Annotated in this window: 12 protein-coding genes; 4 read left to right on the top strand and 8 right to left on the bottom strand. The window is 66.2% G+C overall.

The window, feature by feature from the left end; all coding sequences use genetic code 11:
• Positions 1-8: 8 nt before the first annotated feature.
• The 6 genes from G7Y85_RS14835 to G7Y85_RS14810 form a co-directional block, all read right to left on the bottom strand.
• Positions 9-1,625, bottom strand: a complete 1,617-nt coding sequence (locus tag G7Y85_RS14835; protein WP_166258753.1) for a hypothetical protein — start codon at positions 1,623-1,625, stop codon at positions 9-11.
• Complete coding sequence (locus G7Y85_RS14830; protein ID WP_166258750.1) at positions 1,622-3,277, bottom strand: hypothetical protein; 1,656 nt, start codon at positions 3,275-3,277, stop codon at positions 1,622-1,624. The genes G7Y85_RS14835 and G7Y85_RS14830 overlap by 4 nt, the downstream gene beginning before the upstream one ends.
• 4 nt (positions 3,278-3,281) lie before the next feature.
• On the bottom strand, positions 3,282-4,205 hold the full coding sequence (locus tag G7Y85_RS14825) for a hypothetical protein (RefSeq protein WP_166258747.1): 924 nt from the start codon (positions 4,203-4,205) through the stop codon (positions 3,282-3,284).
• A gap of 7 nt (positions 4,206-4,212) precedes the next feature.
• The gene (locus tag G7Y85_RS14820; RefSeq protein ID WP_206675585.1) at positions 4,213-6,621 is read right to left on the bottom strand and encodes a cyclic nucleotide-binding domain-containing protein; all 2,409 of its coding nucleotides are present in this window, start codon (positions 6,619-6,621) and stop codon (positions 4,213-4,215) included.
• Positions 6,622-6,829: 208 nt separating this feature from the next.
• A complete protein-coding gene (locus tag G7Y85_RS14815; RefSeq protein ID WP_166258741.1) occupies positions 6,830-7,834 on the bottom strand; it encodes a phospholipase A in 1,005 nt (334 codons plus the stop codon).
• A gap of 17 nt (positions 7,835-7,851) precedes the next feature.
• The gene (locus tag G7Y85_RS14810; protein WP_166258738.1) at positions 7,852-8,484 is read right to left on the bottom strand and encodes a type IV toxin-antitoxin system AbiEi family antitoxin domain-containing protein; all 633 of its coding nucleotides are present in this window, start codon (positions 8,482-8,484) and stop codon (positions 7,852-7,854) included.
• A gap of 124 nt (positions 8,485-8,608) precedes the next feature.
• Here G7Y85_RS14810 and G7Y85_RS14805 point away from each other — a divergent pair, with 124 nt between their 5' ends.
• Together G7Y85_RS14805 and G7Y85_RS14800 are read left to right on the top strand one after the other, a co-directional pair.
• A complete protein-coding gene (locus G7Y85_RS14805) occupies positions 8,609-10,390 on the top strand; it encodes a monovalent cation:proton antiporter-2 (CPA2) family protein (protein WP_166258735.1) in 1,782 nt (593 codons plus the stop codon).
• Positions 10,387-11,682, top strand: coding sequence for an adenylate/guanylate cyclase domain-containing protein (locus G7Y85_RS14800; protein WP_166258732.1), 1,296 nt, complete (start codon positions 10,387-10,389; stop codon positions 11,680-11,682). The genes G7Y85_RS14805 and G7Y85_RS14800 overlap by 4 nt, the downstream gene beginning before the upstream one ends.
• A 12-nt stretch (positions 11,683-11,694) precedes the next feature.
• Here G7Y85_RS14800 and G7Y85_RS14795 read toward each other — a convergent pair whose 3' ends face one another.
• Complete coding sequence (locus G7Y85_RS14795; protein WP_166258728.1) at positions 11,695-12,627, bottom strand: isoaspartyl peptidase/L-asparaginase family protein; 933 nt, start codon at positions 12,625-12,627, stop codon at positions 11,695-11,697.
• 107 nt (positions 12,628-12,734) lie between these two features.
• Here G7Y85_RS14795 and G7Y85_RS14790 point away from each other — a divergent pair, with 107 nt between their 5' ends.
• Positions 12,735-14,111: a high affinity choline transporter 1 gene (locus tag G7Y85_RS14790; protein WP_166258725.1), complete on the top strand. Its 1,377-nt coding sequence runs from the start codon at positions 12,735-12,737 to the stop codon at positions 14,109-14,111.
• Between the two features lie 3 nt (positions 14,112-14,114).
• On the opposite strand, the gene G7Y85_RS14785 is transcribed toward G7Y85_RS14790, so the two are convergent.
• Positions 14,115-16,199 (bottom strand): protein-disulfide reductase DsbD family protein, encoded by a 2,085-nt coding sequence (locus tag G7Y85_RS14785; RefSeq protein ID WP_166258722.1) that lies wholly within the window; start codon positions 16,197-16,199, stop codon positions 14,115-14,117.
• A gap of 65 nt (positions 16,200-16,264) precedes the next feature.
• On the opposite strand from G7Y85_RS14785, the gene G7Y85_RS14780 reads away from it, so the two are divergent.
• On the top strand, positions 16,265-16,858 hold the full coding sequence (locus G7Y85_RS14780) for a DUF2845 domain-containing protein (protein ID WP_166258719.1): 594 nt from the start codon (positions 16,265-16,267) through the stop codon (positions 16,856-16,858).
• Positions 16,859-16,923: the final 65 nt, after the last annotated feature.

The raw sequence follows: 16,923 nt of genomic DNA, 5'->3' as shown, positions 1-16,923 counted from the left end.
TCGGAGCCTCAGAACTTGCGCCGGAATTCGAGGCGGATGCCGCTGAAATCCGGCTGACCCTCGCTGCGCAGGCCGTAGTTGAAGTCGGTGCGCATGATCCATGCCTTGGTGAGATTCTGCTGGTAGCGCAGACCGAACGCGCTCTGGCGGATCGGACGCTTGCCGCCATCATCGTTGCCGTGCGGAATCACGCTGGCGAATTCGGCCACCACCTGACGGTCGAGGCTGAACAGATATTCGATGCCGAGCGCGCCGCCCAGCGTGTCCTGTGCACTGGCATCGAGATTGGGAAAGCCGGTGAGTCCGTCGGTCTGGAAGTTGATGCCGGTGTTCGCGAGCAGCCCACCGGCGTCGGCGGCGCGCGCCAGCGATTGCGGGTGGTGTTCGCCGAACCAGAGATTGAGATAAGGCACCAGCGTCAGCTCGTGCGCGGTGACGAAGGAATTCTCCACCAGGAGCACGTAGCCGTCGGCCGTGTGAGCGGCGCCGGGCGGCGGTTTCTGGCCGAAGTTGACGATGGCTCGGACGCTGTTCGACAGCACGCCGGCGTAGCGCCGCGTGAAGGCCAGGGTCAGATTGTGATAACCGAAATCACCACCGCCGGCGAAGTGCCGCGTATCGCGCGTGTAGCCGTAGCCTGCTTCCAGATAGCCACGCAGCAGCTCCGCGAATATCGCGGTGCCGACGATCTGCCCGGCGCTGTCGTCCAGCGTACCGTCGGCATTGCGCAGGGCCCCACTGGCGACGATGCCGCCGGCGCCGAACACCGTTATGTCCATGTTGCTGATGTTCAGCGCCGCGCTGTTGCGCGCCGGAATCGTGAATGCCGCACCGGTCATCGCATCGTTCATCCAGATTCCGTTCTGCACGAAAAACGGCACGAAGCCGGCAGTCACCGGCAGATCCCAGTGCTGGTCGCGACCGGTGAAGCCGGCCATCATCGCCGCCAGATCGCCTTCGAAGAATGCGGTCTTGAGGTTGCCGTTGAGTTGGCTGTGAAATCCGTCGTCGTCCGGCTTCTTCTGTCCGGAGAACTGATAGCGGGTAAAGCGGCCGCCGCGGTCCAGCGGCCGCATCGACCAGTGGAAGCGCTCGGTTGACGTGACCGCCAGATCGAAGTCCAGATTCAGACGCGTCGCCAGTTGCGAGATGCGGTTGTCGCCGGCATCGTTGGCGGCGATCGCGCTGCGCCAGTCGCCGAACACGAGGAACTGTGGGCGCGCCAGATTCTTCGCGCCGAACCAGTCGCGCGCCGGCGGCAGCGGGCCGGCCTCGTACTGCGGATAGCCGAACTCGAACAGCGGCCGAGGGCTGTTTTCGATTTTGGATTTGCCACCGTAGATCACACGTTGCGCCTCGGCGTCGTAGTCCTCTCCGTAGTGCGGGTCCGCCGAGAAGCGCGAAGGGTCGTAGGGCACGGTCCGCAGCGCGCCGTAGGACTCCGTGTCGGCGTCGTCTGTCGACGTCGGGGCGGTATCAGCCGGGGCCAGCAACTCGGGCGGCGCTTCGCTCAAACGGAAGGGCGATGCCGACACGTCGTCGACCTCGTCGGCCACGGCGGCCAATGGCGCCAGCAGCCAGCAGCCTGCGAGCATTCCCGCTGCACCGAGTTGCCGAAGTTTCATGGCTGTTGCGCCTCCCGCGCCGTGAGCAGCTTGCGTGTGCGCTGCGCCAGCGGATCATCCCCGCCCCCAGGGTGATAGCGGTGACAGTCCAGACAGGTCGACTGGATGATCGCCCCGCTGCCGGGATCGCCGTGGCAGGTCTGACAGCGGGACAGCGACGGCAGCATCAGCTCATTGCTGGTGTGCGACTGGCTCGCGGCGTGGCAGCTCTCGCAACTTTCGCCGCGATGGGCCGTGTGATCGAACGCCGTGGCGTGCGCCAGGCGCTTGCCCGCCGGTGGTGTCACCGGCGCCACGCGCCAGGGCATTGCGATATCGCCGGTCGGCTCCACCGCATGACAGACCTTGCAGGTGCGTTGCGTGAACACCTCGTCGATCACCTGCGTTGCGCGCTGATCGGCCCACGCGCGCGTCGGGCGAGGCGCACCGGCATTGCGCCGGTCGCCGCTCAGCGCCTCGTGCGCGTAGAAGCCGCGAATCTCGGCGACGACCTGCTCCGACGCGCCGTGCGTCAGCGTGCGGTCCGGGAAGTCCGGATCGAAATCGAGCCGATGGCATTGCGAGCAGTGCTTTTCCATGCTCACAGGCTTGAAGGCGCGGCCTTGCTCGTCGGGCTCGTGACAGTTCGAGCATTCCAGGCGCCGCATGCCGTCCGGGCTGCGTATGCCGGCGCTGGCCAGATGCAGGTCGTGCGGGAACTTCAGACTGTTGTCGTCGTGCAGCGCCTGTGCATCGTTCTGGCTGACTTCAATCCAGTCGAACGACGCAGTCCGATCGTCGAAACGCGCCACCTGCGGCCGGAAGGCCGGGTGCTGGCTCGTGAAGCTCGGTGCCGCTGGCGATCCGGTGGCCGCCGCCGTCGCGCTGCCGTGGCAGCTCATGCAGACGCTGTTGTCGTGGACGGCAGCCTGCTGCGGACTCTCGTGCATGCGGTGACAGTCACTGCAGGCCAACCCGGTAGCCGCAGGCAGATCGTGATGCGCGTTGCGCATGTGGTCGGCGGCGGTCTGCACATGACATTGCCGGCAGGTTTCGTCGTTCACCTTGATGAAAGCCTGGCGGTGGCACGCGCCGCAATCCTTGCCGAGAAAGGCATGGGCCGGCGTCAGCGGCGAGGGCATCCATGCCGCATCGGTCGGCACGGGCAGCTTTGTGTGCGGCGATGTGTGCAACGCATAGCGCAGCAGCAGCGGGCTCAGCAGGCAGGCGACCAGCACGAGCAGAAATGCACTCCAGCCGATTGTGCGCATCGGCATTTGCGGCGTGAGCCGCGCGCGCAGCGCGTCCAGCCGTTCGCTGCGCGCGGATTTGGCGCTCAGGCGCTCCTCGATATCGATCGTCAGTTCGGCATCGGATGTGCCGCTGCCCAGCGTGAGGCGGTAGCGCCCGCAGTCGACGACATCGCCGGGTCCAAGCAGCGCTTCGGCGACCATGCGCTCGTTGACGCGCAATTCGGGGCGGCCGCGCGCGCGCAGCAGATAGCCATTGGCAACGCGACTCAGCTCCGCGTGTGCCAGGCCGAGTTGCAGGTCATTGAGCTCGATATCCTGATCGCTGCCGCGGCCGATGCGCAGCAGTCCGGTGTCGACCAGCCGGCCGAGTGCGACGGTCTGGTCGGCGGCAGCGTGCAGTTCGCGGATCAGAATGCGCATCGGCTCACCAATAGATGAAGACCGCGACAATGTGCGCGATCAGGGCGGCGAGCAGCGCCAGCGTCAGCGGGACGTGCAGGTAAAGCCAGACCCGCATGCGGGCATGCAGCCGCAGATCCTCGTTGATGCGTTCGACCAGCGCATTGCGCTGCGCGAGCACATCGAGCAGCTGCCGGGCATCGCCGACGCCGCTCCGCAGTTTGTCGGCGCGGGTGATCCGCGAGGCCATGAACATCACCGTCGAGGTCGCGGGCAAATCCTGCGAGCGCTCGCCTTCGAGCTTGCTGCGGAACATGGGGGGCAACAGGCTTGCGACGTCGGTCTGCGGTCTGATGCCGCGCAGCTGCTGGAGGAAGTTTCCGCCGATGCGCAGGCGGTCATTCGAGCGCAGCACCACGCGATGCACGTCGGCCCCCAGGCGGTCGGCGATCGCCAGTGCCTGCTCTCCGAGATCGAAGACTTCGGCCAGCCAGGCGTCGCGATTGCCCTGTGCGTGATGGCGCGTGATCGCCGACGGGTAGCGCGAGTAGGCGATCACGCCGTAGGCTCCGCTGGCAATCACGCACAGCATCAAGACGTACGCCAGCGTGTGAATGTTCCAGCCGAAATGCAGGCCGGTGTGCAGCGTGCCGACCAGCAGCAGGGCCAGACCCAGATAGACGTGCGCCGACAGCCATCCTTGCACCGGCGCGCCACTTGACCGATAGCGGCGTTTGCGAACGCCGAGCCATGCCAGCCACACAACCAGCGCCGCGCCGATCGTGCCGAGCGCATAGCCGAGCCAGGTTCCGCCGTTTGGTGCACCGTGCGGGTGGTGCAAGACATAGGCGAGACCACTGATTGCCGCCAGCGCCGCGGCGACATACGCCCATCGTCCGCGTCGATAGAGCAGAAAGCCCGTATGCATCTGCGGCGTCGGAGCGCTCATGATGACGTCAGCCTTCGCGCGCGAGTTGCAGGAAACTTGCCGGATCGACGCGCAGCGCCGCACCGGTCGGGCAGGCGCGGACGCAGGCCGGGCCACCCGACTGGTCCTTGCACATGTCGCACTTCGCCGCCTTTTTGGCGGGCGCGTCACCGGATTTCGTCTTCGGTGGTGTCCAGCGGCCGGGCTCGTCGCCGCCGAACATCATCCAGCGCCAGAGGCTGGGGCTGGTCTGGCTCTCGGCGCCCATCTGGATGACCCCGTAAGGGCAATTGCGCTGGCAATTGCCGCAGCCGATGCAGGCATCGCTGATGTAGACCTCGCCACCGGGCGCACGATGGATGGCGTCCGGCGGGCAGTCCTTCATGCAGTGCGGGTGCTCGCAGTGCCGGCACGAGGTCGGTACGTGAAGATCGCCGAACGTCGGGCCGGCCTCGCGGTCGAGGCGTCCGACGTTGCCGTGGGTATCGGCACAGGCGCGCTCGCACTGATCGCAGCGAATGCACAACGACTCGTCGATCAGCAGCACGTCGGTCGCCTCGCCGAGCCCCTGCGACATCAGAAAGCTGACGACGCCGCTGTGCGCGCTGTCCTGCTGGCCCTCGACGTTTTGCGTGACGCGGTCCTTGTAAACCGCGCGCAGATCTTCACGCAGCCCGGTGCGGCGCGCCATCACGGCCTGCACCAGTTCGCCGTCGAGGCGGATGGCATCGACCGCCACGGCCGCGCGCACGCTGGCCGAACGTCGCTCGCGACTGATCAGTGCCATCTCGCCGACGTACTGTCCGGCGGCAACGTACGCGAGCACGACTTCGCGACCACCGATCTGTCGCGACACCATGACCGAGCCGCGCCGGATCAGATAGAGAGCGTCGCCCGGGTCCCCTTCATTGAACAGGATCTCGGAGGCCTTGAAGCTGACCAGCGTGGCGCTGGCGGTGAACTGCTCGATGTCTTCGTCGGTGAGGTCGGGCGTAAGGCGGGCCCGCAGCGCGCGCTTGAGAAAGGCCTCGTCGATGACGCGCTTCACCGCGCTCACCGAGTTGATGAGCTTGTTCATCGAGCGACGCGGCGTTTCGACCAGCACGCAGGCCCGTCCGGCATAGACCGTGGCCGAGCGACGACGCCCGGAAATCAGGCTCATCTCGCCGAAGAATTCACCCTGGCCGAGCTTGAGGCGACGCTCGGGGTGCTCGGCATCGATCTCGATTTCGACCTCGCCGTTGACGACCGAATAAAAACTGTCCGTGTAGTCGTTGAGCCTGAAGATCACATCGCCCGGTTTTGGCGTGCGAATTTCCGAATCGAGCAGGAACTCACGCAGCTGCAACGGTGTCAGCGGTGTCAGCACGGGCGCACGGCGGCGGATACTCGCCAGTGCCGCTTCCGGATCGCTCGCCCACTGGGACACGCCGGCGAACTTGGCGCGCAGCAGTGGCGCATCCGCCGGTTCCACGGCGCGGCCTTCGATGAATTCGATGACCTCGTAGCCCTGATTCATCGCCTGCTTGATCAGCGGGAACCCGGCCAGTGCGCCGATGATGTAAAGACCCTCGACATTGGATTCGTATTGCGGCGAAACCGCCGGCACTGAATTGGGGTCCTGGCTCGGAAAAACCACGCCGCAGGCTTCGACGAACTTGCGGGGCGGCACGGCGCCGAGGCGCGCGATCACGCGATTGCACTTCAGTTCGACTTCACCCTTCGCGCTCGACAGTTTCAGGACGCCACCGCGGCCTTTGCCGGCGTCGGTCACGCTGTCGACGCCGCTGTCGTAGAAGCACTGCACGCGACCGTCCTCGATCGCCTTGAGGATGGCCGTGTTGTTGGCAGGCTTTGCACGATCGAATTCGTCGCGTCGATTGACGATGTAGACCTTGTTTTGCGATGCCAGGGCGAGCGCGTTTTCGATCGCGGCGTCGCCGGCGCCGATCACGACGATGGTTTCGCCGCGATATTCGTCCGGGTCGTCGAGCTGGTATTGCACCCAGGCGAGGTCTTCGCCCGGACAACCGAGCTTGCGCAGATTGCCCTGCAGTCCGATCGCCAGTACCACAAATTCGGCGCCGATCGTTTCGCCGTTGCTCAGCGAAATCCTGAAGTCGCCCCGCCGGCCGGCAATGGCCGTGACGGTGGCCTGGTGACGGACCGAGACGCCGTGATCGCGGACGCCGTCCGCCCAGGCCGACAGTATCTGTTCGCGCTTGCCGGCCCCGAACGGCAGGTCGGCGCGCAGAGGCAGCACGTCCGGCTCGGCCATGACGTGCTTGCCTTTCTGATAGCGATGAATGGTGTTGGAGAGATGGGGTTCGGCCTCGAGCAGCAGGTGCGAAACCTTCGTGGCTGCGGCGCGAGCCGCTGCAGCCAGTCCCGCCGGCCCGGAGCCGACGATCGCGACTTTTACTGCGTTCCCCCCCACGGAGACCCCCTGTCCGGCAACAGACACTGCCCGATCCCAGTCTATCCTGACGGATGCGGTCTTCGCCTCCGGGCGTGACGGCCTTGGAACTTGAAAACGGTGACGGACGTCACACTCGCCTGTGGCCATCGTGCGGTCCGGGTCCGGCCCGGTTCGTGATCCGGGCAGGGCGGCATCGGTCGATCCGCCCCTGCGGGCTGCGGACGGTTCAGCGTGCCAGCATCACGCCGACACCGATCCGCGTGACGCTGCGGTTGTAGTCGATCAGGCTGTCGCCGTAGCCGTTGAAGACGTAGACGTTCCAGTACAGGTAGTCGCCGAACGGCACGCTGTAGTTGAATTCGACAGCGCCTTTGTGTGTGGCGGGGTTGCCGCGCACCATCAGTGCCGCCAGATGCTTGCTGGCGAACAATTCCTGTTGAAGGCGGATTTCGCCGTAGCCGTAGTAGCGCGAGATGTCCGGATTGTCGTCGCCGCTGGCATCGTCCGGACTCTTCTTCCTGCTTTCCGGAATGCGGTACCAGGTCTTCAGGTACAGCAGCGTGCGATCCCATTCCTTGTAGGCCGTGAAGTACAGCCGATTCCAGGAGCGCGATTCGGCCACGTCCTGCCCGTTCGACTCATGTTCACCGCCGATATCGAAACCGCAGTTCGGACAGAGATCGAAATGCGGCTTCCAGCGGTAGAACAGCTCCGGGTTGTAATCGGTTTCGCGAAACGGCCGCGATTCGCTGGCGTTGTAGATCTGCCAGAAGGAGCGCTGCGTATACGCGAAGAACAGATTGCTGCTGAACAGGCGCAGCTTGAGACTGATGTCGAAAACGAACTCGCTTTCGTCACGCTTGTAGCGATTGCTGTAAGTGACCGGCAGCAGAAACATCGGTTTGTGAAAGGACACCCGATGCTTGTCGTTGATCAGCGTGAACTCGTCCGGTTCGCGCTGCAGGCTGCTGAACAGGAAGCTGCCGGGGGCCGTTGGCGTCGACGCGCCGGCCGAAGGCGAGCTGCCTGCCGGGTCCGACGTCTCGAAATCGGCCGGGGCGGCATCCGGCGATGCCGGCGGCGCAGCGACGTACGGCACGCTCGGCGTGGGCGCAATGCTGGCGGCGGGGTCTGGCGGCGGCGCCGACTGCGCCCAGGCCGCCGAGCTCAAGAGAAGGGCGACGATCAGCGTGCCGCCGTGACGGATGACAAGCCTGTGCGGGAGCGGCATCGCGAATTCGTATGATGTCATTGGCCGGCGAGCGCATCGACATAGGGTTTCATGACCCGCTCGACGCGATCGATCTGCGCGTAGTGCCGCAGCGCTTCGAGATCGACACGCCCTGCCGCCAGCGCCGCGCGCAAGGCATCGACTGCAAGATGCGGGCCGATCTTGTTGCGGAACTTGAACAGGTCGGCGAGCGTTTTCTCGAGGCAGTAGATCGCCACGTCCACATGTTCGATCAGATGTCGTTCGACGCCGTCGGTAAACGCGGCGTCGCCGAGACGGGCGATGCGCAGGGCCGGGAACTCGACGCGCGGGCGTGCCGCCCTTCGCTCGATCGCGACCGAAATTTCCCGCGCCCGGGGTTCGGCAAGCTTGTGGAATGCCAGCGCCGACTGCAGGCAGATCACGCCGTGCGGCACGGCGCGTGCGACGAGGGCGAGGCTCAAGGGGAAGGACAGCTTGCGCGTTGCCGGCACATAGCTGCCGCGGCCGAGCTTCTTGAGCTGGCCGCGATCACAGAGCCGGCGCAGGTACTCGGCCTGGATGTCATGCGGCGCGAGATCCTTGGGCCGCAGCACGCCCATCTGCTGCGCGAGGGCTAAGATGCGCTCGGACTTGGTCTGTTCGTCCACGCTGTGAATAATCGGCAGCATTCTGAATATCTGTATACATTAAAAAACATTGTTGCTTCCAAGGCAAGCGAAAGATTCGTAAATTCAAGATCGGATATTTCTTGTAACGCAATGAAAAAAATAAAAATAATTTACAAGGCTTGGGATGCTCGCTGACATTGCCCTGTTCCTGGCCGCCGCGGTGCTGTTCGTGCCGCTGTTCCGACGCCTCGGTCTGGGGGCCGTGCTCGGCTATCTCGCCGCCGGCGTGGTGATCGGTCCCGCCGGAATCGGGGCCATCGGCGAACCGGAGCAAGTACTGCATTTCGCCGAGTACGGCGTGATCCTCTTGCTCTTCATCATCGGTCTGGAGTTGCAGCCAAGCCGGCTGTGGGCCATGCGCCGCTCGGTGTTCGGCGTCGGGGCGGCGCAGGTCTTCGTGAGCACGGCGGCACTGGCCGCCGCCGGCCTTGCATTCGGGCTGGATCGGCGGGCCGCGCTCGTGGCCGGATTCGGCCTGGCGATGTCCTCCACCGCACTGGCGCTGCAGATGCTCGGCGAACGTCGTGAGCTGACGACCCGGCATGGCCGCGCAGCTTTTTCCATCCTGCTGTTCCAGGACCTCAGCGTGATTCCGTTCCTCGCCCTGATCCCGCTGCTTGCCGACCGCGGCATGCATGTCGGCGGCGGCAGCTGGGTCAACGCGGCAAAGACGCTTGCCATGTTTTTCGTGGTGGTGCTCGGCGGTCGCTACGCCGTGCGCCCGGTGATGAAACGCGTCGCGGCGGCCGAGACTCCGGAGCTGTTCACGGCAGCTGCGCTGCTGATCGTGATCGGCACGGCATTGGCGATGGCGGCGGTCGGTCTGACGATGTCGCTGGGCGCGTTTCTCGCAGGGGTGCTGTTGTCGGAATCCGAATTCCGTCACGAACTGCAGGCAGACATCGAACCGTTCAAGGGCTTGCTGCTCGGCCTGTTCTTCATCGCGGTCGGCATGTCCGCCGACCTGCATCTGCTGGTCACCAGGCCCCTGCAGATTCTCGGTCTGGTCGTTGCCCTGCTCGCCATCAAGGCCCTAGTCCTGTGGCTGCTGGCGCGTCTCTCCGGTCTCGGCGACGACGCGGCCGGCGCGCTCGCGGCGGCGCTCGCGCAGGGCGGCGAATTCGCGTTCGTGCTGTTCTCGGTCGCGGTCGGCGCCGGCGTGATGCACGCCGATCTGTCGGTGCTGCTGGTGCTGGTGGTGACTATCTCGATGATGGCGACGCCGCCGCTGTTTTCGTTGCAGATGCGCCTTCGTCGACGTCGCGAGGCGCGGCCGTACGACACCATCGACACCGACGAGCACGAGGTACTGATCGCCGGCTTCGGGCCGTTCGGCCAGATCGTCGCGCGCATCCTGCGCGTCAAGCGCATAGGTTTCACGGTGCTCGACAAGGATTTCGAGCATGTCGATTTCGTCCGCCAGTTCGGCAACAAGATCTTCTACGGCGATGCGAGCCGGCTCGATCTTCTGCGCGCCGCGCACGCCGACAAGGCACGTGTGTTCGTGCTGGCGATCCCGGATATCGACGCCTCGTTGCGCACGGCGCAGACGGTGCGGCGACATTTTCCGCAGCTGCGGATCTTCGCGGCCGCGGTCAATCGCCAGCATGCCTTGCAGCTGATGGCGCTAGGCGTCGAGGTCGACGATGTCATCCGGCGCAGCTACTTCTCGTCGCTGGAGATGACGCAAAGGGTACTGACCAGCCTCGGCGACAGCGACGAGGCCGCCCATCATGCGATCGACGTGTTTCGTCGCCACGACGCCGAGGTTCTGCGGCGGCAGTTCGAAGTGCCGCAGGGCGATCTGCAGAAAATGCGGCAGACGACGCAGGATGCCGCGCGCGAGCTCGAAGAGCTGTTTGCCGCCGACCGTGCGCCCGTGGCCGGCGAGGACGCTGCACGGTGAACGGCGATCTGGTCGCGAACACGGTGGTGGCGCTGGTCGCGCTCGGCATGGGCCTGGCGTTCGTATCGGCCGACCGGCGTTCGCCGACCTCCCGCGCACTCGCTGCGACCTACGCCTACATCGGCCTGTCGATCTATCTCAATCTGGCGTGGACCGGCGCCGACATCGACCTGCCGCGCTGGGCGGCCTGGTTCGCGATGCCGGAGGCGGCGGCGACCGTGACCATGCTGGAATGGGTGATCCGCGTCCGGCGCACCGTGCCGGTCAACGCCGATCTCGACACCCGCTTCGGCGATCGCGTGCTGCGCTCCGGACAGGTCGCCGGCGTGCTGTACGGTCTGTTTTCGCTGCTCTGGCCGGAGGTGCGCGTTTCGCATTTCCTGCGCGCAAGCGCCCATCCGGGCGTGTTCCTGAGTGGCGGGTTCTGGCTGTTTGCGATGCCCCTGCTGTATGCCGTGGCAAGCGGCACGGTCGGCATCCTGTTGCTGTTGCGGCGCCGTCCGGAACGGGCGGAAACCACGCGCGTGCTGGCGATGGCGATCGCCGTGCCGTTTCTGGTCGCCAGCTTCGTGCTGCCGGTCGAAGGTGCCGCGGTCTCCGTGATCATCGGCGAGATCATTTTCTTCATCGGCTCCACGCACTATCACGTGCTGCAGGGTCAGCGCGGCCAGTTCATGTCGCGTTTCCTGTCGCCGCAGGTGGCCAAGCTGGTTGCCGAGCAGGGTCTGTCGCGGGCCATGCAGGAAAGTCATCGCGAGATCACGATCGTCTGCTGCGATCTGCGCGGGTTCACGCCGTATGCCGCATCGCATTCGTCCTCGCAGGTGCTGCAGGTGCTGCGCGAGTACTACGACGCGGTCGGCGAAGTCGTGTCCGACTACGGTGCGACGATCAAGGACTTTGCCGGCGACGGCATCCTGATCCTAGTCGGCGCGCCGCTGCCGGTTCCCTACCACGCGCGCCGCGCGCTGGAGATGGCGCGCAACATCCGCGAGGTCGGCCTTGCGCTGACGCAGCGCTGGAGCACGGCGAATCACGCCCTCGGCATCGGTGTCGGCGTCGCGACCGGCATGGTTACGGTCGGCGTCATCGGCTCGGCGTCGCGACTCGAATACACCGCAGTCGGCTCGGCAGTGAATCTTGCCTCGCGGCTTTGCGAACAGGCAGGCAACGGTGAAATTCTGGTCGACGCACGCAGCGCCGATCTGGCAAATCTCGACAGCCTGCAATTGCGCGACGCCCTGCCGGTCAAGGGCTTCTCCGAACCGGTGCGGCGCTACGCGCTGCGCTGAGCGGCGCGGCGTTCAGTCGCGGCCGACCGCCACGCCGATCGCGCCATCCTCATCGACCCACGCACGGAACATCGCGCTGGAATTGAAAGGGAGCACGATGTGGCCGCGCGCATCGATCGCGATGCAGCCGCCGCGGCCGCCGAGCATCGCCACGGCGTCGAGCGCGTGAGCAGTGGCCTTGATCAGAGAGGTTTCGCGATAACGCATTTGTGCATCGACTTCGAAGCCGAAGCCGACGCGGATGAAACTCTCGCCGGTGCCGGTGCAGGAAATCGCGGCGCTGCGATTGTCGGCGAAGGTGCCGGCGCCGATGATCGGCGTGTCGCCGATGCGGCCCGGATGCTTGTTGGTCAGGCCGCCGGTACTGGTGGCCGCAGCCAGATGTCCGTGCACGTCGCGCGCGACCGCGCCGACCGTGCCGAAGCCTCCGCCGGCCTCGGGCGGCGTGCCGTCGTAGGCGGAGTCATGATCGAGGACGATGACATTGTGCTGCTGCGCCTTGCGGAGCTGGCGACGACGCAGCTCGGTGATGAAGTATTCGGGTTCGACCACGTCGAGTCCGAGCTCCGCATTGAGTTCGTCGGCGCCGACGCCCATGAACATCACGTGCGGCGAGCGCTCCATGATCGCGCGCGCCAGACGCACCGGACTCCTCGCGCGACAGACGCCCGCGACTGCGCCGCAGCTGCGATCGCGGCCGTCCATGATCGCGGCGTCGAGCTCCGGGCGGCCGTCGCGATTGAGCACGCCGCCGACACCGGCATTGAACAGCGGGCACAGTTCCAGCAGCACGACCATGTGCTCGACGGCGTCGAGGCTGCTGGCGCCGTCGCGCAGCATTCGCAGTCCGGCAGCGGCGATGCGCTGCAGCTCTGCGCGCTGCTCGCGCGTGTCGACGCCGGCATCGAGTTCGCCGGCGCCGCCGTGGATGGCAAGACGGATCATGTCGCGGGTTCCGTAACGGGGCTGCAGAGCCTAACGCGGCTGGCGGCGCGCCGACAGCGCGCAAGCACGCCGCTATGCTGCGCGAGGGAACAAGGGGCGGGGGCGAGATGATTCTGTCGGCGGTGCTGATCTACATCCTGTTGCAGCTGGGGATTGCATTTGCGGTGTCGCGTCGGGTCGTCAGCGAATCCGACTATCTGCTTGCCGGGCGGCGGCTGGGTCCGTGGCTGGCGACCTTCGGCGTGTTCGCCACGTGGTTCGGTGCCGAGACCTGCATCGGTGCGGCTGGCGAAGCCTATCGCAGCGGACTGCAGGCCGTGGCCGCCGATCCGTTCGGCTACTCGCTGGGGCTGGCTTGCGCCGGCCTGTTCTTCGCGGCAACGCTATGGCGGCGTGGCCTGGTGACGCTGGCCGACCTGTTCCGGCAACGCTATGGCGGCGGCGTCGAACGCTTTGCGACGCTGGTGATGATTCCCGGTTCCCTGCTGTGGGCGGCGGCGCAGGTTCGCGCCTTCGGCGAAGTGCTGGCGTCGACCGGCACGCTGGGCGTCTTCGCGGCGACCACCCTGGCAGCCGTGGTCGTCGTCGCCTACACCGCGATCGGCGGCATGTGGGCGGACTCCTGGACCGATCTTGTGCAGGGTCTCGTGTTGATCGCCGGCATCGCCGTGATCGGCGTGCTGTTCGCGCACGACGGTGGGCTCTCGCATCTGGCCTTGAACGGCGTCGGGGCGCCGGCCGACGCCGCCGATCCGCCACGGCCATTGATCGAGGCGCTCGCGGTGCCGATCTTCGGCAGTATCGCCGCCCAGGAGCTGGTCGCGCGCTTTCTTGCCGTACGCAGCCCGCAGCTGGCACGCGGCGCGACACTTGCCGGTGCCGTCCTGTATCTGCTGGTCGGTTCGATTCCGGTCGTGATCGGCCTGGGTGCCGCTGCCGCGCTCGGCCCCGGCATCGATCCCGAGCAGCTGCTCGCCCATCTGGCGCATACGCACCTGCCGACCGCGCTCTACATCCTGTTCCTCGGCGCGCTGGTGTCGGCGATCCTGTCGACCTTGTCCGGCACCTTGCTGGTCGCCGGTTCGCTGGCCGCACACAATCTCGTCGCACCGATCGCGGAACGCCGTGGACATGCGCTCGGCGAGCGCGGGCGCCTGCGCTGGAACCGCGTTGCGGTCGTGCTGTTTGGTCTGCTGTCGTACGTGATCGCGCTCGGCTCCGACAACATGTACGAACTGGTCGAGGAAGCGTCGGGCCTGGGTTCGTCCGGCGTCTTCGTGATGATGGTCGCGGCGCTGTGGATGCCGAAGCTCGGCGGCAGCGCGAGCGCCGTTGCGGCGCTGATTCTCAGCGTGCTGATCTTCCTGCTCGGCGAGCATGTGCTGGCCTGGCCGTATCCCTACATGGCGTCGCTGGCCGCTGCAGCGGCGGGATATCTGCTGTTTGCGCCGCTTCGCGCGCGCGAAGCGTTTGCCTCCGCCTGAGTTTCAATGCAGGGCGTCGACCACCAGATCCGGCGTCAGCAGTTGCGGCAGGACTTTCGGTTCGCCGCCGTGCACGTAGACCAGATAAAGCGGGACGCCGTTGCGCTTGAAGCGCGCCAGTTCGGCGGTGATCGCCGGGTCGGCGCGCGTCCAGTCGCCAACCAGCACGGCAACGTCGTCGTCGCGGAATGCCTGTTCGACGCGTGACGAACGCAGCGCGACGCGTTCGTTGACCTTGCAGCTCAGGCACCAGTCGGCGGTGAAGTCGACGAAGACCGTGCGGCCCTCGCCGCGCAGTTCCGCCACCCTTTGCGTCGACCAGGCTTCGGACCGCAACGCGCGGTCGGTAACGGCAGCGGCTGCCGTCGTGTCCGGCTTCGGCAGCGTCAGCAGCAGCGCGACGACCAGCGCCGATGCCGCGAGCTTGCTCAGCGACGCGATCAGGCCATGTGCCGACCACAGCCACAGGATGAACGCGATCAGCACCAGACCGACCATCAACTGCGCGGCCGCGCCGGCGTCGAGCTGGCGCGCCAGCACCCAGAGCAGCCAGACGACGCTCAGGTACAAGGGAAATGCCATCAACTGCTTGAAACGCTCCATCCATGCGCCGGGTCTGGGCAGCAGCCGCGCGGCGCCCGGCACGAAGCCGATGACGAGAAACGGCAGCGCGAGACCGAGACCGAGGACGGCGAACACGGTCAACGCGAGCAGTGGCGGCTGGGTGACCGCATAACCGAGCGCGGTGCCCATGAACGGCGCCGTGCAGGGACTGGCAACGACCACGGCCAGCACGCCGGTGAAGAATGCGCCGCTCAAGCCCTTCTTCTCGGTGAGGCCCTGACCGACATTCATCAGGCTGGTGCCGAACGTGGCCACGCCGGACAGCGACAGCCCGAGCGCGAACAGCAGATAGCCGAGCAGGCCGACGAACATCGGCGACTGCAGCTGGAAGCCCCAGCCCACCGCCTGTCCCGCGCGTTGCAGCGCGAGGATGGCGGCTGCGGCTCCCACGCAGGACAGGATCACGCCGGCGCTGTAGGCAAGCGACTGTGCGCGCTGACCTTCACGTCCGGCACGCGTCAGCGAAAGGGCTTTCAGCGACAGCACCGGAAACACGCAGGGCATGAGGTTCAGCACCAGACCGCCGAGCAGCGCAAGCAGCAGCACTGGCAGCAGGCTCAGCGAAGTCTGGCTCCGGTCGGTGGCAGCGGTCGGGGTCGCAGCCAGCACGGCGCTGCCGTCGGCCGGGCTCTCGTCGACCACGGCGACGCTGCCCGCCCGCGCGCTGATTTCGTAGGCGTGACTCTGGTGCCGATCGTCGTCGACCACGAGCACGCCGTCGACGGTCGGCGGAGCGTCGACGTAGTAGCTGCTGATCGCCTGACTGAGTCGCAGGCGCTCGCCTTCGATCGCGATTCGCTGCGGCCGGGCGTGATTGACCAGGTCACTGGCATATGGAAAGAAGCGGATCGAGCTGGCGTTCCGCAAGGGTGCGGCGGCGACCGACAAGGACAGCGTCTTGTCCTTGATCATGAACTGCGCCGGCCAATCCGGCTCGGCGGTCGGGACTGCGGCTCGGGTGCGTGCGAATGCTGCCTGCCAGCGCGCGTCAGGCGTGGCGTTCGCGGCGACCGGCATCGTCAGTTCGAGTTCGGTGCTGCCGGGAATGCAGACATCCTTGCAGACCAGCCATTTCGCGGTCGCGCGCAAGGTCTGCTGCCCATGCACTCCCGCAGCGACGTCCAGCGGCACCAGGTGCAGGGTTTCCTCGCCGTAGCCGTAATTTGCCAGGTCACCGAGTCTCTGGATTTGCGGGTAAGGCCAGACGATGTCGCCGGCGCTGATGCCGTGCGGCAAATGCCATTCGAGCTTGGTTGGAATGCCGGAGTCGCCGGGATTGCGCCAGTAGACATGCCACTGCGGATCTGGCTTCAGGCGCAGTGCAAGCCAGTTGCTCTGGCCGGCGACCAGCGCGTCGCGCTCGGCGATCAGTTCCGCCTCGACAGGGCCGACGTGCACCGCCGCGGCGCGCGCCAGGGGCGCCGCCAGCAGCAGGAGCACGGAAACGAGTATGCGTGCGTTCATGGAGGAGTACGGAAAAAAGCGCTCTAATGACCGGCAATCACTTGCGAAGGTTCGCAAGCATAACCATGAAGCCGCTTTCCATCCTGCTCGCGCTTTGCGTGCTGCTGCTGCTGCTGCCGCTGCCTTCGCGTGCGGCGGATTCGATGCGTTGCGGCTCGCGCATTGCAAGCGTCGGCATGACGGCGGCCGAGCTGCTGGCGGTGTGCGGCGATCCGAGCTATCGCGACGTCTGGGCGCAGCCTGGCGGCTACGGAGGCGGTTATCTCGGCAATGTCGAAGAGTGGACCTACAACTTCGGCTCCAGCCAGTTGCTGCGTGTGCTGCGATTCCGGCAGGGGCGTCTGCTGAGCATCGACGACGACGGTTACGGCTTCGCGACGGACGGGCCCGGTGACTGTTCGCAGAGCGGCATCGTGCGCGGCATGAGCAAGTACCGCCTGCTCATGCAGTGCGGCGACCCGGTGACCAAGGTGGCGGACGTCGTGCAGGCGCCGGTCGACCGCTATGACCGTGGCTACGATCTGCGCCGGTCGTACAACAGCTGGGAAATCGTCTACCGCGAGGAGTGGGTCTACAACTTCGGTCGCGGGCGGCTGATGCGCATCGTGCATCTCGACAATGCGCGTGTGACCGACGTCGAATTCGGCGACCGCGGCTGAGCGGATCGTCACCGCCCCGTCGCATCTGCCGTGCGGCCTGCGCAGTCTTTATGATGACACCATAA

Source organism: Solimonas terrae (assembly GCF_011067135.1).
GTDB lineage: Bacteria > Pseudomonadota > Gammaproteobacteria > Nevskiales > Nevskiaceae > Solimonas > Solimonas terrae.
Note: the sequence above shows the minus strand (reverse complement) of the source record. Positions and strands in the feature narration are given on the sequence as shown.

Coding starts and splice junctions, on each gene's coding strand:
- G7Y85_RS14825 (WP_166258747.1), bottom strand. CDS start 4,205: ATGAGCGCTCCGACGCCGCAGATGCATACGGGCTTTCTGCTCTATCGA.
- G7Y85_RS14780 (WP_166258719.1), top strand. CDS start 16,265: ATGAAGCCGCTTTCCATCCTGCTCGCGCTTTGCGTGCTGCTGCTGCTG.
- G7Y85_RS14835 (WP_166258753.1), bottom strand. CDS start 1,625: ATGAAACTTCGGCAACTCGGTGCAGCGGGAATGCTCGCAGGCTGCTGG.
- G7Y85_RS14815 (WP_166258741.1), bottom strand. CDS start 7,834: ATGCCGCTCCCGCACAGGCTTGTCATCCGTCACGGCGGCACGCTGATC.
- G7Y85_RS14830 (WP_166258750.1), bottom strand. CDS start 3,277: ATGCGCATTCTGATCCGCGAACTGCACGCTGCCGCCGACCAGACCGTC.
- G7Y85_RS14810 (WP_166258738.1), bottom strand. CDS start 8,484: ATGCTGCCGATTATTCACAGCGTGGACGAACAGACCAAGTCCGAGCGC.
- G7Y85_RS14795 (WP_166258728.1), bottom strand. CDS start 12,627: ATGATCCGTCTTGCCATCCACGGCGGCGCCGGCGAACTCGATGCCGGC.
- G7Y85_RS14805 (WP_166258735.1), top strand. CDS start 8,609: ATGCTCGCTGACATTGCCCTGTTCCTGGCCGCCGCGGTGCTGTTCGTG.
- G7Y85_RS14785 (WP_166258722.1), bottom strand. CDS start 16,199: ATGAACGCACGCATACTCGTTTCCGTGCTCCTGCTGCTGGCGGCGCCC.
- G7Y85_RS14790 (WP_166258725.1), top strand. CDS start 12,735: ATGATTCTGTCGGCGGTGCTGATCTACATCCTGTTGCAGCTGGGGATT.